The sequence below is a fragment of the Neorhizobium huautlense genome (genome assembly GCF_002968575.1).
GTDB classification, from domain to species: Bacteria; Pseudomonadota; Alphaproteobacteria; order Rhizobiales; family Rhizobiaceae; genus Neorhizobium; species Neorhizobium huautlense.
Map to the genome: position 1 here is coordinate 48,541 of NZ_PVBM01000014.1, position 14,207 is coordinate 62,747.

Genomic DNA, 14,207 nt, shown 5'->3' on the forward strand with positions numbered 1-14,207 from the left:
GTCATGACCGAAGCGGCCCCGGCCAGGCTTGCCAACCGCCACGCCCTCGTCACCGGCGCGGGCTCGGGCATTGGCGCGGCCATCGCCACTGCACTGGTGGAGGCCGGCGCGCGCGTCACTCTGGCCGGCCGCCGGGCGGAGCCGCTGGAGGCGCTTGCCGCAACGCTTGGCAAGGACAGGGTGTGCGTCGCGGATGGTTTCGACGTGACCGACGAAATGGCGATCGGCAACGGCCTGAAGACGGTGCATTCCGCGTTCGGTCCTATCGATATCCTGGTCAACAATGCCGGCGAAGGCCCGAGCGCGCCCTTCGAAAAAACCTCGCTGGAGATGTGGAACCGGGTCATGTCGGTCGATCTCACCGGCGTGTTCCTCGTAACCCAGGCCGTGCTGCCGGATCTCAAGGTTTTTGGCGCGGGCGCGCGGATCATCAACATCGCCTCGACCGCGGGACTAACCGGTTATGCCTATGTTTCGGCTTATGTGGCCGCCAAGCATGGCGTCGTCGGCCTCACCCGTTCGCTGGCGCTGGAACTGGCAAAGACCGGCATCACCGTCAACGCCGTCTGCCCCGGCTTTACCGACACGCCTCTGATCGCCCGTTCGATCGAAACAATCGTCGCCAAGACCGGACGGACGGAGGAGCAGGCGTTGAAGGAATTTACCAAAAGCAATCCGCAGGGGCGGCTGGTGAAACCGGAGGAGGTCGCGCACACGGTTCTGTGGCTGGCATCGCCCGGAGCTGCATCAATCAACGGACAGGCAATCGCGGTTGCCGGTGGGGAGGTATTGGCAGGATGAGCGAGCAGGCTTCGATGGCGGGACATCTCCGCCCCTTCAAGGACTACCAGCCGCAGCACTTCCTTTGGGAAGCCAGCGACAACGGCCGCGTCGCGACCATCCGCTTGAACCGGGCGGAGCGCAAGAACCCTCTCACCTTCGAAAGCTACGCGGAACTGCGCGACCTTTTCCGTGATCTGGTCTATGCGTCCGATATCCGCTCGATCGTGCTGACCGGCGCCGGCGGCAATTTCTCGTCCGGCGGCGATGTCTTCGAGATCATCGAGCCGCTGACCCATATGGCGATGCCGGATCTGCTCGCCTTCACCCGCATGACCGGCGATCTCGTCAAGGCGATGAAGAAGTGCCCGCAGCCGATCGTCGCCGCCGTCGATGGCATCTGCATGGGCGCCGGCGCGATCCTCGCCATGGCCTCCGACATCCGGCTGGCGACGCCCGAAGCCAAGACCGCTTTCCTCTTCACCCGCGTCGGCCTCGCCGGTGCCGATATGGGCGCCTGCGGGATCCTGCCGCGCATCATCGGCCAGGGCCGCGCCGCCGAACTGCTCTTCACCGGCCGCACCATGAACGCCCGCGAAGGCGAGGCCTGGGGCTTCTTCAATACCATCCATCCGGGCGACGTTCTCGAAGCCGAAGCCGTGAAGCTCGCCCATTCGCTGGCCGACGGGCCTTGGTTCGCCCATACGATGACCAAGACCATGCTGAACCAGGAATGGGCGATGGGCATCGACGAGATGATCGAATCCGAAGCCCAGGCCCAGGCGATCTGCATGGCCACCAAGGACTTCCGCCGTGCCTTCGAGGCCTTCGCCGAAAAACGCAAGCCGGTCTTCGAGGGCAATTGATGGCCGCCCCCACGACGCTCAAAGGGCCGGCGCGCGATTTCCTCGACTGGCCGTTCTTCGACGGGAACCACAAGGCGCTCGCCGAAAAGCTCGATGCCTTCGCGGCCTCCGGCGCGCTCGCCCATATCGACCATTCCGATACCGACAACGCCTGCCGGGCACTCGTCAAGGCGCTTGGGCAGGCCGGCCTTCTGGATGCGGCGACCGGCGCCGGCGGCAGCCAGCCGGTCGACAGCCGCGCCGCCTGCCTCACCCGCGAAACGCTCGCCTGGCATGACGGCCTTGCCGACTTCGCCTTCGCCATGCAGGGCCTCGGCACCGGCGCGATCGGTCTTTCCGGCTCCGAGGAACTGCGCCGCACGGTTCTGCCGAAAGCGCAATCGGGCGAATGGATTTCCGCCTTCGCGCTCTCTGAAAAGGAAGCTGGGTCGGATGTCGCCGCCATGGCCTGCGCCGCCCGCAAGGACGGCGACCACTACATACTGGACGGCGAGAAGACCTGGATTTCCAACGGCGGCATCGCCGATGTCTACACGGTCTTCGTCCGCACCGGCGAAGCGCCCGGTACGCGGGGCATTTCCGCCTTCGTGGTCTTCGCCGACGATCCGGGCTTCTCGATCGCCGAGCGCATTGACGTGATCGCTCCGCATCCGCTGGCAACGATCCGCTTCGAAAACTGCCGCATTCCGGCTTCGCGCCTGCTCGGGTCACCCGGCGAAGGCTTCAAGATCGCCATGCGCACACTGGATATCTTTCGCGCCTCGGTCGCCGCCGCAGCGCTCGGCTTTGCCAAGCGCGCGCTCGACGAAGCGGTTGCTTATGCCAAGGCGCGGCCGATGTTCGGCAACCACCTTTCCGACCTGCAGCTCACTCAGGCCGCTTTCGGCGACATGGCGGCCGGGATCGATGCCGGAGCACTCTTGACCTACCGCGCCGCCTGGCGCCGCGACGTACAGGGCCTGCCGACCACCAAGGAGGCCGCGATAGCCAAGATGGTCGCGACCGAGAATGCACAAAGCGTCATCGACCGCGCCGTGCAGATCTTTGGCGGCCGCGGCGTGAAAAGCGGCGAGATCACCGAAAGCCTCTACCGGGAAATCCGGGCGCTGCGCATCTACGAAGGCGCGACCGAGGTCCAGAAGCTCATCATTGCCCGCGAACTTCTGAAGGCGTGAGGAACGATCATGGCTTACACGACCTCCCGCCGCCTGAACTTCGGAGATTGCGACCCCTCCGGCATCGCCTATTTCCCCTCCTACCTGAACATCATGGTCGGGGTTTGCGAGGAGTTTTTCGGCGCGCTCGGCGCGCCATGGCCGGAGATGATCAACCACCGCAAGATCGGGGTGCCGACGGTGACGCTCGACGTCGCGTTCAAGAGCCCCGGTTATCACGGCGACATGATGGATTTCACCATCAGGGTCATCCGGGTCGGCGACAGTTCCGCCGATCTCGAATACGAGGTACGGGTCGGCGACCGGCTGCTCTGGACGGCAAAGCAGCGGCTCGTCGCCATCTCGAACGAAACCCACAAGGCCCTCCCCTGGCCGGACGATATGCGCGCGGCGCTGACACAGCATTTGGAGAACGATGATGCACACGATTCTGCAGCCTGAAGGCTGGGCCAAACCGATCGGTTACGCCAACGGCGTTGCCGCCAGCGGCCGTCAGATCTTCGTCGGCGGGCAGATCGGCTGGAACGGCCAGTGCCAGTTCGAGACCGATGATTTCGTCGGCCAGGTTAGGCAGACGCTGCAGAACGTCGTTGCCGTGCTGGCGGAGGCCGGTGCCGGGCCAGAGCACATCACGACCATGACCTGGTATTTTACCGACAAGGCCGAATATCTCGGCAACCTCAAGGGCATAGGCCAGGTCTATCGCGAAATCATCGGCAAACATTTCCCCGCCATGGCCGCCATGCAGGTCGTGGCGCTGGTGGAAGACCGCGCCAAGATCGAAATCCAGGCGACCGCCGTCATTCCGGCCTGAGGCAGTCATGAGCAAGACGATCGAATTTTCCGCCACGGTTTCCGCCACGACCCGCAACGGAGTTCTGGTCGTCACGATCGACAATCCGCCAGTCAACGCCACGTCCGTCGATGTCCGCAGCGGTCTTGCCAAAGCGCTTGCGCACGCGGAAACGGCAGCCGACGTGACCGGCGTCGTTGTCACCGGCGCCGGCAAGACATTTATCGGCGGCGCCGACATCAAGGAATTCGGCAAGCCGGCCACGGACCCGACATTGCCTTCCGTCATCGAGAAGATCGAAGGCCTGTCGAAGCCGGTCGTCGCTGCCCTGAATGGTGCCGCACTCGGCGGCGGTCTCGAAGTCGCACTTGCCTGCCACTCTCGCGTCGCCGCGCCGGCTGCGCAGGTCGGCATGCCCGAAGTCAAACTCGGGATCGTACCCGGCGCCGGCGGCACGCAACGCCTGCCGCGCCTGATCGGCATCCCGGCGGCACTCGATCTGATTACCTCGGGGCGTGCGGCGAAGGCCGAGGAAGCCCTGAAACTAGGGATAGTCGACACGGTGGCCACGGACCTTGTCGAGGCCGCAATATCCGCTGTTTCCGCATTGGCCGGCAAACCTGTCCGCCGCACCGGCGAGTTGGGCATGGCCACTGCCGATCCGGCCGAAATCGCAAAAACCTCGGCGAAGATCCTCGCCAGGGCACGCGGCCAGAAGGCGCCCGCCGAAGCCGTCCGGCTGGTTACTTCGTCCGATCGTCCCCTTGCCGAAGGCCTGGCGGACGAACGCGCTACCTTCCTCGCACTCCGCGACAGCCGCGAGGCGGCCGCCCTTCGCCATGTTTTCTTCGCCGAGCGCGAATCCACCAGGGTGGAAGGTCTTGAAGGCGTCGAACCACGTCCGGTCAGGACGATCGGCATATGCGGCCTTGGCCTGATGGGCAGCGGCATCGCCGTCTCCGCCCTTGGCGCCGGTTATTCGGTGATCGGCCTCGACCAAACCGTCGAAGCCGCCGAAAAAGGCCGAGAACGCATCATCGGCCTTCTGGAACGCAACGTCGCCTCGGGCCGTCTGGACCAGGCCGGTTTCGAAGCCCAGAAGGCAAAGCTTTCCGTGACGGCGATGGACGCCGATCTTGCCCCCTGCGATCTCGTCATCGAAGCCGTTTTCGACGATCTCGCCGTCAAGACCGATCTCTTCCGGCGCCTCGACAAGGTTATCCGTCCGGATGCCGTGCTCGCCACCAATACCAGCTACCTGAACCCGGACGAGATCGCCGCCGCGACCGCCCATCCGCAGCGGGTGCTCGGCCTGCATTTCTTCTCGCCCGCCCATGTGATGCGGCTCCTGGAGGTCGTTCGCTGCGCCGAAACGGCGCCGGATGTCCTGGCGACGGGGCTGGCGGTCGCCAAGAGTCTCCGCAAACTGCCGGTCGTGACAGGCGTCACCGAAGGTTTCATCGGCAATCGCATCTTCTCCGCCTATCGCCGCGAAGCTGAATTCCTTCTGGAAGACGGCGCCCTGCCGCACGAGATCGACGCCGCGTTGGAAGATTATGGGTTCCCGATGGGCCTGTTTGCCGTCTACGACATGGCCGGCCTTGAAATCGCCTGGGCGCGCCGGAAGCGGCAGACCGCCGCCCGCGATCCTTCGATGCGTTATGTCGAGATCGCCGATACGCTTTGCGAGGCCGGTCGCCTGGGCCAGAAAGCCGGTCGCGGCTGGTACGTCTATCCGGACGGCAAACGCACCATCGACCCGGAGGTCACCGCAATCATAGAAGCCGCTCGGACCAAAAAAGGCATCGCACCCCGTACCTTCTCGAGAGAAGAAATCCTTGGTCGCTTGTTGAGCGCTATGGCTGCGGAAGGAAAGGCCCTGCTGGCTGAGGGCATTGCGAACCGTGCCAGCGATATCGATCTCGTAATGATCAACGGCTATGGCTTTCCTGCCCACAGGGGTGGACCAATGTTCCTCAACGGCTGAGGAGTCCAAGGTCACATCTGCCAGAGCGCCTTTTCGCCGCAGAAGGCCGCCGAACCTCATGCATGTTTCGTTGTCACCTCGGCTTCGATCTGTCACATATTTCGACAACAGCATCGCCCGAGTGGGCCACAACGACCTGACAATCCAGGAATTTCATGATGAGGATACCCCCTTCCCGTCAAGCGACCATCGACAAGGCCGTCAGCTATGTGGACGACGGTTCCTTTGAAGCCACGCTGCGCGATCGGATCGCAATACCCTCGGTAAGTCGCGTTGCCGCCAATCGGCCGGACCTTTGGCATTACGTAACAAAGAATATGCAGCCCTTCTTTCAGCAGCTCGGTTTCACCACCAAAATCTATGAAAGCGAGGTGGCCCCGGGACCGTTCCTGCTTGCTGAACGCATGGAGAATCCGAGCTACACGACGGTCCTGCAGTACGGCCACGGCGACGTGGTCGCCGGACTTGAGGACCAGTGGGACAATGGCCTCTTGCCCTTCGGGATGAGAGTGAGAAATGGCGCCTGGTATGGCCGTGGCACCGCAGACAACAAGGGCCAACATACGGTGAACCTAGCGGCAGTCGAGGCATTGCTGGCGGTCAAGGGGTCCTTGGGTTTCAACCTGAAATACCTGATCGAGATGGGCGAAGAGTCCGGCTCGCCCGGCCTGGGGGAGATATGCGCCGCGCATGCCGAGGAGTTGAAGGCTGATGTGTTCATCGCATCCGATGGACCCCGGCTCTCGTTTGACCGGCCGACGATATTCCTTGGCGCCCGAGGCGGCATCTCCTTTCATCTGGAAATCAACACGAGAGAGACGTTTCAGCACTCGGGCAATTGGGGCGGTCTTCTTTCCGACCCGGCTATCGAACTTTGCCATGCGATCACAACGCTCGTGGATCGGGCCGGCCGCATCCAGGTGCCCGAGATGACACCGGGAATGATCCCCGAAAACGTCCGGGTAGCCTTAAAGGACTGCCACATCGCACCCGCCGACGGCGACCCGCCAGTCGAACCTTGGTGGGGAGAGCCGGGCCTGACGCCGGAGGAAAAGGTCTTTGCCTGGAGTTCCTTCGATGTCATGGAGATGGAATGCGGCAATCTCGCTCAACCGCTCAATGCCATACCGCCCAGGGCAAGGGCGCGGGTCCAGCTACGTTTTCCGGTAGGCGTTGATCCGGATGCGGTCATCCCCGCCGTCCGCAAGACATTGAAGGCGGCCGGCTATGACCGGGTGGTCGTCAAAGACCCGACAGATGCTACCTTCCGCGCAAGCCGCCTGGACCCGGATCACCCTTGGGTAAAGCGGGTCGCGGCATCCATTGAGAAGACGCTGGGTGCACCACCCGCGATCCTTCCCAACCTGGGAGGCTCGCTGCCCAACAACGTCTTCTCGGACCTGCTCAGACTGCCGACGATCTGGATTCCACATTCTTATCCAGGTTGCTTGCAGCATGCGGCCAATGAGCATCTGCCGATATCCATCGTCAGGGAAGGGTTGGCGATCATGGCGGGACTTTACTGGGATATCGGTTCAGACGCCGTCTGAGCATATAGTTGGATGTATTCCTTCGTTACTTGAAGTAAGTCGCCGACGCTCGTGCAGACCGATGAGTACGGCCGAGCGTGCAACCAAGGGGAATGCACCGCTCCCCATGATCATGGCTGGTCTGGCGGGATGATTTACGCGATAGTCCCGCAGGGCATCAAATGGGCGGAGAGGAATTCAAGTGTCATCCGTACGGTCGAATGGGGGTACCGGCAATCCGGTATCGATTCTGATCGTCGAAGACGACGCGCCGACCCGTTGGCGCATCAGCGATGCACTGTCGCGCGAGAGCGAATTCAGCGTTGCAGAGGCGGCAACCCTCGGCGAGGCCCGTCAGATCGTCAACGCTTCCGTGCCGGACGTATTGCTGACCGATCTCCAGCTTCCTGATGGGAACGGGATGGAGCTGATCCGTGAGGTGAAGCAACGCAACGGCACCACCGAGATTATGGTGATCTCCATACTCGGCGATGAGGAGAGCGTCATTTCCGCAATTCTGGTGGGCGCAAACGGCTATCTGCTGAAGGATGCATTTCCGACGGACATCGCCGATACGGTGCGAAACCTGTTGCGGGGTCATTCGCCGATATCGGCGTCGATCGCCCGCTTCATCGTGAGGCGCACGCAAGGAGGGCCGGGCACCAACTCTCGTGTCTCCGACCTCAACACCGCAAAACTCACCCGCCGCGAGATCGATATCCTCTGGGGCATCGCCAAAGGCTTCAGCTATGCGGACATAGCCGATCATCTTGGGATATCGCGGCAAACCGTTCCGGGTTATATCAAGAACATTTATCGCAAGCTCGAAGTCAACACCCGCGGCGAGGCAGTATTCGAGGCTCTTCAGCAAGGGCTGATCAAATTGTAGAAACAATTTTTAATGACCGATACTTTAACCATTGCTCGCCCGCGGGATCTGAGGCTGCCGACCTATCTCGGTCTGCAGCTCATTATTATGGCTGCGTGTATCTTCCTCCTACAGTTGGATCCACCCAGACCGCCGGCACAATACCAAGTGTTGAGCGCCGAACTTCGCCAGGACGAAGCGGTTTGGCTGGCAATCGCCCTGCCTCACCGGCACCAGCGGACAAGGACCGACGCGCCGCCTTTCATCTACAGAATGAGCTTTGAACGCGCACCCACGGAAGCATCGCAACCTTGGGCGATTTTCCTCCCCAGATTTACCAGTGGGGTGGAGGTGGCGGTCAATGGGGCCACAATCCTGGATAGCCGCCTCAATCCGACCGCTGGACGCGTGGATCGCAACATTCCAGCCATAGCCCCTATTCCATCCGCACTCCTGCGGGACGGGCCGAACGAAATTACACTGCGGCTCTTCGTCTGGGGGCCACTCACGGGATACCTGGACACTATCTATGTCGGCCCGGATACAGAACTGAGGTCTTCGTACGATAAGCGGATGCTCCTGTTCCAGACAATCCCGCTCATCCTGGCTGCCTGGCAGGGAACTGTCGGTGCGATCCTCGGTTTTATATGGCTCAGCAGGCGCCATGAACACGCCTATGGTTGGCTTGCGGCGGCTATGGCGGTGGGGGTTATCCAACAATTCATCCCTTTCCCCACCCATCAGATATTGCATGGCTTTCTCGGCGCATCGGTCCCGCTGGAAAGCGCTCTCGTGCTCCATTTCGCAGCGCGTTTCACTGGCCTTAAGGTCTCGTCGCGGCTGGGATGGTTCGTCTTCCTTCCAAGCCTGATCATCTTGGCAGCCAGCGCGATTGGCGATCCCGAAGTCGTCAGAACAACCTATATGTTGCTGGGACCCGCAAGCATCGGCGTGTTCGTTGTACTGACGGCTGTCATTCTTGGCTGGTCTGCGTTGTTCCGAAGCGAACGAAGCAGCTTTTTCCTCGGATCGACGCTCACTGCAGTCCTGGTTTTCTGGGTCCACGATGCGCTGACCGTGCTCGATGCACTGCCGGGCGAGCGTATATTTCTCGGTCGTCTCTCCTACTCGGTAGTGCTGATTGCAATCGGTATCGGCCTCACCCTGCGCGTGGTCCGGGCCTTGAACCAAGCTGACGATTTTGCGGGCCGCCTGTTCAGGCAGGTCCGGGACGCGGAGGAGAAGCTGCGCGCCAGTTTCGCGCGCGAGGAGGAACGATCCCGCAAGGAAGCATTGGCTGCGGAGCGAACACGCCTGATGCGCGATCTGCACGACGGTTTAGGGGGGCAGCTCGTCAGCATCGTCGCGCTCGCGGAACAGCAACATGGCGGCAGCGCAACAGTGATAGGAGACGCGGCGCGTGCCGCACTGAAAGACCTACGCCTCGTCATCGATGCCATGGAGGAAATCGACGGCGACTTGATGCTGGTACTCGGCTCATGGCGCGAACGCATTTCGGCACAGCTACGCGCACACAGCATTCAACTCGAATGGCAGGTGCTGACGCCGGGTGGTCTGCCTATTTTTCCGGGGTTACGGCCGTGGCACGTGATCCAGGTGATCCGCCTGCTCGATGAAGCGGTCACCAATGCCGTGAAGCACTCAGGGGCCAAGAAGCTCCGGGTTATCATCGAGACCATTCATGATGTCCCTGAGGAGGCAAGCGGGCGGATCAGCGTCGAAGATGATGGCAGCGGGTTCGACCTCTGCATACCGCGCGTCGCTGCCTCACCGGCTCATCCGCGGACAGGGCGGGGACTTCTGAACATGAAGAGGCGCGCCGAGCTGTGCGGCGCACTTCTTACCATATCCTCCGGACAGCAAGGTACGAGGGTAAGCCTGATCCTGCCCAGTCACTTCGGTACGACGCCTTCTGCCGATGACAGGGATGGCGCTGCAGGCGAGCGGCACTGACCGGCATAGGACCTGCCGTCCAAGACGGACAGGTCATACGCCGTCCTATCGTCTGCCTACCCGGTTAACTGGGCCGCCCCGATTCATCGGTGTTCCGACGACGCCCACGCCCGGAGCCCCAACGCGGGGAGCGACAGCAACGGGATGGGGCCGACATCCAACCGGCACGCCGGGTGCAGTGCAATAGATCGCGGTCGCCGTCCTCGGACGAACCACGCAGCCCACGGGAACGCCGGGCGCGGTGCAATAGATCACCGCCGCAGCCGGCGGTCGGACCACGCAACCCTTGGGGATACCTACCGCTTTGCAATAGACCACGGCCGATGCCGGTGCCGGCACCAATCCGGCGATCGACAACGTCGCTAGATAGACGAACGCCAATCCGGCGCGCACGGGACCCGTTTTGCGACCCATCATCTTCCTCCTGTCGAGACCTTCAGAGCCCAAGCCATCCTGAGCGTGAACCTCACCATGCGGAAAACCGTGACGTCGGGACATGCCATGTTCATGGGGTGGCTCGGAAAGTGTTCTCAGGATATTCCGCTCCGGTTCAAACTCGATCACCGCGCATTGGAGAACCTGAAATCGCCGCGGCTGGTTGGAGGAGTCGGGGGTGATATGCAATCGACTGGAGTATCGAGAGGGGGATCGCTCCCGTGAGCGCACCGCCTCAACTGGTGGCGTCAGAATTCGGCTCTCCGCTGCAATTGATTCAAGCCTTTGCCGATCGGCTGGAAGCTGAACTCGTTGCGGCCATACTGGCGTTTCCCCGCCTGCCCGAAGACATTCTCCGGACATTCCAGTCGAACGCCGGGCATGTTTCCGCTCATCTAACCGCAACGGCGACAATCAGTTGTGCGGCGATATTGGCCTTTGCAACGGTTGCCCATCTGCTTCGCGACAGAAGACAGGCTGCGGCACGCGAACGGCTGCCCTTCATCGGCATGCTCAAGCTCATGGGATGGGATCTGCTGCCGCTGATTGCCGCTATCGTCGTCGCACGCCTCTTGCTCGTGCGCTGGTTTGGCTTTGCCCCGGGCGAAGCGACGTTTCCCGTGGATCTTGCCGGGGGAATGATCAGATGGTTGGCAACCCTGACGTTGATGGGCGTGATATTTCGGCCGAATATCTCGTCGCTCAGGCTCATAGCGCTCGATGACGAGGGCGCCCAGAAGGCCGTCTGGTATGGCAGCGCCATCCTCGCCGTCGGGCATCTGCATGCCGTTGTGCTCGAGGCCGCCGGCCGCAACGGATTGCCTCTTGATTCCGTCAAGCTCCTGACCTTCACGATTTCTTCCGCAATGCTGGCCGGCACTTTCCGGCTGTTCCATGTCCTGCGACAGCATGGGCTTCGGCCGGAACTCTATCTGTTCGGCATTTGGCTTGCCCTCCTCACCCTCCTGTTGTGGACATGGGGCTGGATTGCCGACGACTTCGATCTCTATCGAGGCATCAAGGGCACAATTGCCGCCACCTTTGTTACGCTTGTTTTTGATCGAACGCTGGCGCTCAGCATTGCGTTGTCGCGCCGCCCCGCAACCATGCGCCTGCTATTTGTCCTGCGCGTAGCGATCGACAGCATCGCCATCGCGGTAATGTTGCGCGTCATCGCAGAATATTGGCTCGTAGGGACCTTCGGCTTCGTCGCACCAGCAGACTGGCCGCATTTTTCGCGACGCCTGACATTCGCTTCCGTCGTGCTGGTGGTCGCTGCCTGGCTTGGGTCTGCCACGCATGTCTGGATCGAAGCACAGATGACGCCACCAGAAGCCCTAGAAGCCGCAGCGGCGAGGGAAACACGACAGGCGCGGCTTTCGACAGTTCTGCCTGTGGTTCGGTTCACGGTCCTCGCATTGATTGCATGCGTATTCTCTTTGATCGCACTCTCCGCCCTTGGCATCGATATCACGCCGGTTATGGCTGGCGCGGGCATCCTCGGGCTTGCGATCAGCCTTGGCTCGCAGGCCCTGGTCAAGGATATCATCAACGGCATTTTCTGCATGCTGGATGACGTATTCCGGCTCGGAGAGATGATCGAAATCGGCGATGTCCGAGGCAGAGTTGAGCAGATCAAGCTCCGGAGCCTCCGGCTGCGCGATGACGATGACCGGTTGCATACGATACCGTTCGGAGAAATTGCGACGGTGGCCAGCTACAGCCGCCGCCTGTCGAGCGTCACCGCGACCGTTCCGGTCGCGAGGCTCCCGAACAGAGCGGACCAGGAGCGATTTTCCCGGCTCGCTGCGGCAACAATCCGTAGCGAACCGGTCATTCAAGCCGCGCTAATCGGCAAGATCAGCACCACCGCGATGAATGATGAACAGGAGCCTGGCGGGCGGCTCCTGTTGTCCTTCCACATGTCCCGCCCTGTTGCGCTGCATTCGGAAGCGTTGATCGCCAGCCTCGTCGAAGAGGCGATCGGCGACGCGGGCTTGGATAAGCTGCTGACCGGGAAGGTGAATGTCTTTGTTTCCGGTGTGCGGGAGGCAAATGGCTCAGTCCCCGTCCCCTCGCCACGAGCGTCTACACCATGAACATGGGATAGCCTGAGCGGCAAGCCTTGATAAACCTTCAGCCGCCTGAAGTTCCGTATTCGCGGACGTTCGGCCACTGAATATGGGGGAAGCCAACATGCTGAAGAGGGCCCGTCTTGCGACGGCAGGGCGACGGGGCGCCATAGCGGATCGCCTTTTGAAGAGACCCGACCCAAGGCTCTCGGCTCGGGCGATCAACGGCAGACGCCGGCGCCAGCATGGAGCCGCCGCCATCGTGCCAATGCTTGTCATTGCAGCGATGAGCAGTTGCAGCACGCCGGACGCCGGCGTGCTGATTCCGCTGAAGAGTGGGGCTGATGTAAGTTGGACAAAAACGATTTTGGCGGTCACGACGCGCCGGGCTGCAGAAAAAAGCTCACCCGGTTTCCTCTTCAGCGGAGAGCGCGACAATCGCGTCCATTTCCTGAGCCTGACCATCTCAATGCCACCCCAGCGGGAACCAGGCACCCTGCCTGTGGCTGATGATCACCCGGATCCGAAAAAGGACATCGCTCTCGTCTCCTCAGAAGAGCTGAGCTATTCCGATTTTATCGCGCAAGCGAAAGCGTGGCCCTCCGCTGATCCAGTAGCCAAGCCCCGAGCTCTCGTCTTCACACACGGATACAGTACCCGCTTCGATTCCTCGGTCGTGCGCTTTGCCCAGATCGTCGAGGATACCGGCTTCCAGGGCGTCCCCATCCTCTTCAGCTGGCCTTCACGCGGGCTGACCGCCGCTTACGGATATGACAAAGATTCCGTCAACTTCAGCCGCGACACCATGCAGCAGCTTCTCGAGACGCTGACGTATGAGCCCGCACTGGGTGGCGTGGATATGGTCGCCCATTCAATGGGCGGCTGGCTCACGATGGAAACGCTCCGCCAGATCGCCTTATCGAAAGGGGCGAAGACCCTGGACCGGATCGGAACCGTCGTCCTCGCCGCGCCCGACGTAGACATGGATGTTTTCAGGACACAGGTCAGCCAGCTTGGACCGCTTCGTTCCCGCATTCAGATCTACGTATCCCAGGACGACCGTGCGCTCAGGATCTCCAGACGCCTGTTTGGCGGCAAGATCCGTGCCGGTGAGAATACCGATATCGTGCAGTTTGAAGAGCTCGGCATAACGGCCCACGACATTTCCGGCGTGAAGGGTGGCATCGGCAAGAACCACGGCAAGGCATTCGGTGACGATGCCACCATTGCCGGCATCGGACGAACGCTCGCCGATGGAACCCGCAGCAGCCCGCTTCTCAATGGCTTGGAAACGATCGTGCTCTCCGTTCCCAGACTCGACAATGCCCTGCTCTCCGCTTCCGCGGCGGCGGGACACCGCTGAACGCCGCCCAATCTCGGGTGACGAACGATCAACCGCAAACGACACCAGGAGAAATGCAATGTCTGTAATCAGAACTCTTTCGCCGGCTTTTGCCCTTGCCGCTGCTCTTGTTACCGCACTTCCGGCGGCCGCTCAGGAGCAGGCTTTCCTTACCGCAGATAAAAGCGGTGACGGCTCGCTTACGCAGACCGAATTCAAAACGTTCGTGGATACGATCGCCCAATCAGGAAAGCCGATTGCAGCCAAAATCAAGGCCTCCGGCCGCTATGGGCTCGCCTTCGGCCGCATTGACAAGAACAAGGATGGCCTCGTCTCGGTGGACGAACTCTCATCGCTCAAGTGATCGGCTGACGTAACTGCATCGG

13 protein-coding genes are annotated in these 14,207 nt (G+C 61.7%); 12 read left to right on the forward strand and 1 reads right to left on the reverse strand.

Annotation, left to right across the window (positions count from 1 at the left end; genetic code table 11):
* Window positions 1–3 precede the first annotated feature (3 nt).
* The 9 genes from C5L12_RS16305 to C5L12_RS16345 all read left to right on the forward strand — a co-directional run bounded on the left by C5L12_RS16305 (window position 4) and on the right by C5L12_RS16345 (window position 9,972).
* A complete protein-coding gene (locus C5L12_RS16305) occupies window positions 4–801 on the forward strand; it encodes an SDR family NAD(P)-dependent oxidoreductase (RefSeq protein WP_105373182.1) in 798 nt (265 codons plus the stop codon).
* Window positions 798–1,646, forward strand: coding sequence for an enoyl-CoA hydratase family protein (locus C5L12_RS16310; protein WP_105373110.1), 849 nt, complete (start codon window positions 798–800; stop codon window positions 1,644–1,646). Before C5L12_RS16305 ends, C5L12_RS16310 begins: the two co-directional genes overlap by 4 nt.
* Window positions 1,646–2,821, forward strand: coding sequence for an acyl-CoA dehydrogenase family protein (locus C5L12_RS16315; RefSeq protein WP_105373111.1), 1,176 nt, complete (start codon window positions 1,646–1,648; stop codon window positions 2,819–2,821). Before C5L12_RS16310 ends, C5L12_RS16315 begins: the two co-directional genes overlap by 1 nt.
* A 9-nt stretch (window positions 2,822–2,830) precedes the next feature.
* Window positions 2,831–3,262, forward strand: a complete 432-nt coding sequence (locus tag C5L12_RS16320) for an acyl-CoA thioesterase (RefSeq protein WP_105373112.1) — start codon at window positions 2,831–2,833, stop codon at window positions 3,260–3,262.
* The gene (locus C5L12_RS16325) at window positions 3,240–3,635 is read left to right on the forward strand and encodes a RidA family protein (protein ID WP_105373113.1); all 396 of its coding nucleotides are present in this window, start codon (window positions 3,240–3,242) and stop codon (window positions 3,633–3,635) included. Before C5L12_RS16320 ends, C5L12_RS16325 begins: the two co-directional genes overlap by 23 nt.
* A 7-nt stretch (window positions 3,636–3,642) precedes the next feature.
* A complete protein-coding gene (locus C5L12_RS16330; protein ID WP_105373114.1) occupies window positions 3,643–5,601 on the forward strand; it encodes a 3-hydroxyacyl-CoA dehydrogenase NAD-binding domain-containing protein in 1,959 nt (652 codons plus the stop codon).
* Between the two features lie 155 nt (window positions 5,602–5,756).
* Window positions 5,757–7,151 carry a M20 family metallopeptidase gene (locus C5L12_RS16335; protein WP_105373115.1) on the forward strand — a complete coding sequence of 465 codons (1,395 nt, stop codon included), beginning with the start codon at window positions 5,757–5,759 and terminating at the stop codon, window positions 7,149–7,151.
* 181 nt (window positions 7,152–7,332) lie between these two features.
* Window positions 7,333–8,019, forward strand: coding sequence for a response regulator (locus C5L12_RS16340; RefSeq protein ID WP_105373116.1), 687 nt, complete (start codon window positions 7,333–7,335; stop codon window positions 8,017–8,019).
* A 552-nt stretch (window positions 8,020–8,571) separates the two neighbouring features.
* Window positions 8,572–9,972: a sensor histidine kinase gene (locus C5L12_RS16345; RefSeq protein WP_245422937.1), complete on the forward strand. Its 1,401-nt coding sequence runs from the start codon at window positions 8,572–8,574 to the stop codon at window positions 9,970–9,972.
* 45 nt (window positions 9,973–10,017) lie between these two features.
* On the opposite strand, the gene C5L12_RS16350 is transcribed toward C5L12_RS16345, so the two are convergent.
* Window positions 10,018–10,386 carry a hypothetical protein gene (locus tag C5L12_RS16350; RefSeq protein WP_105373118.1) on the reverse strand — a complete coding sequence of 123 codons (369 nt, stop codon included), beginning with the start codon at window positions 10,384–10,386 and terminating at the stop codon, window positions 10,018–10,020.
* A 242-nt stretch (window positions 10,387–10,628) separates the two neighbouring features.
* Between C5L12_RS16350 and C5L12_RS16355 the strand changes: the two genes are divergently transcribed.
* The 3 genes from C5L12_RS16355 (at window position 10,629) to C5L12_RS28165 (ending at window position 14,185) form a co-directional block, all read left to right on the forward strand.
* Window positions 10,629–12,506, forward strand: coding sequence for a mechanosensitive ion channel family protein (locus C5L12_RS16355; protein ID WP_157949061.1), 1,878 nt, complete (start codon window positions 10,629–10,631; stop codon window positions 12,504–12,506).
* A 97-nt stretch (window positions 12,507–12,603) separates the two neighbouring features.
* The gene (locus C5L12_RS16360; protein ID WP_157949062.1) at window positions 12,604–13,842 is read left to right on the forward strand and encodes an alpha/beta hydrolase; all 1,239 of its coding nucleotides are present in this window, start codon (window positions 12,604–12,606) and stop codon (window positions 13,840–13,842) included.
* 58 nt (window positions 13,843–13,900) lie between these two features.
* Window positions 13,901–14,185 (forward strand): EF-hand domain-containing protein, encoded by a 285-nt coding sequence (locus C5L12_RS28165; RefSeq protein WP_157949063.1) that lies wholly within the window; start codon window positions 13,901–13,903, stop codon window positions 14,183–14,185.
* The last annotated feature ends 22 nt before the right edge of the window (window positions 14,186–14,207 follow it).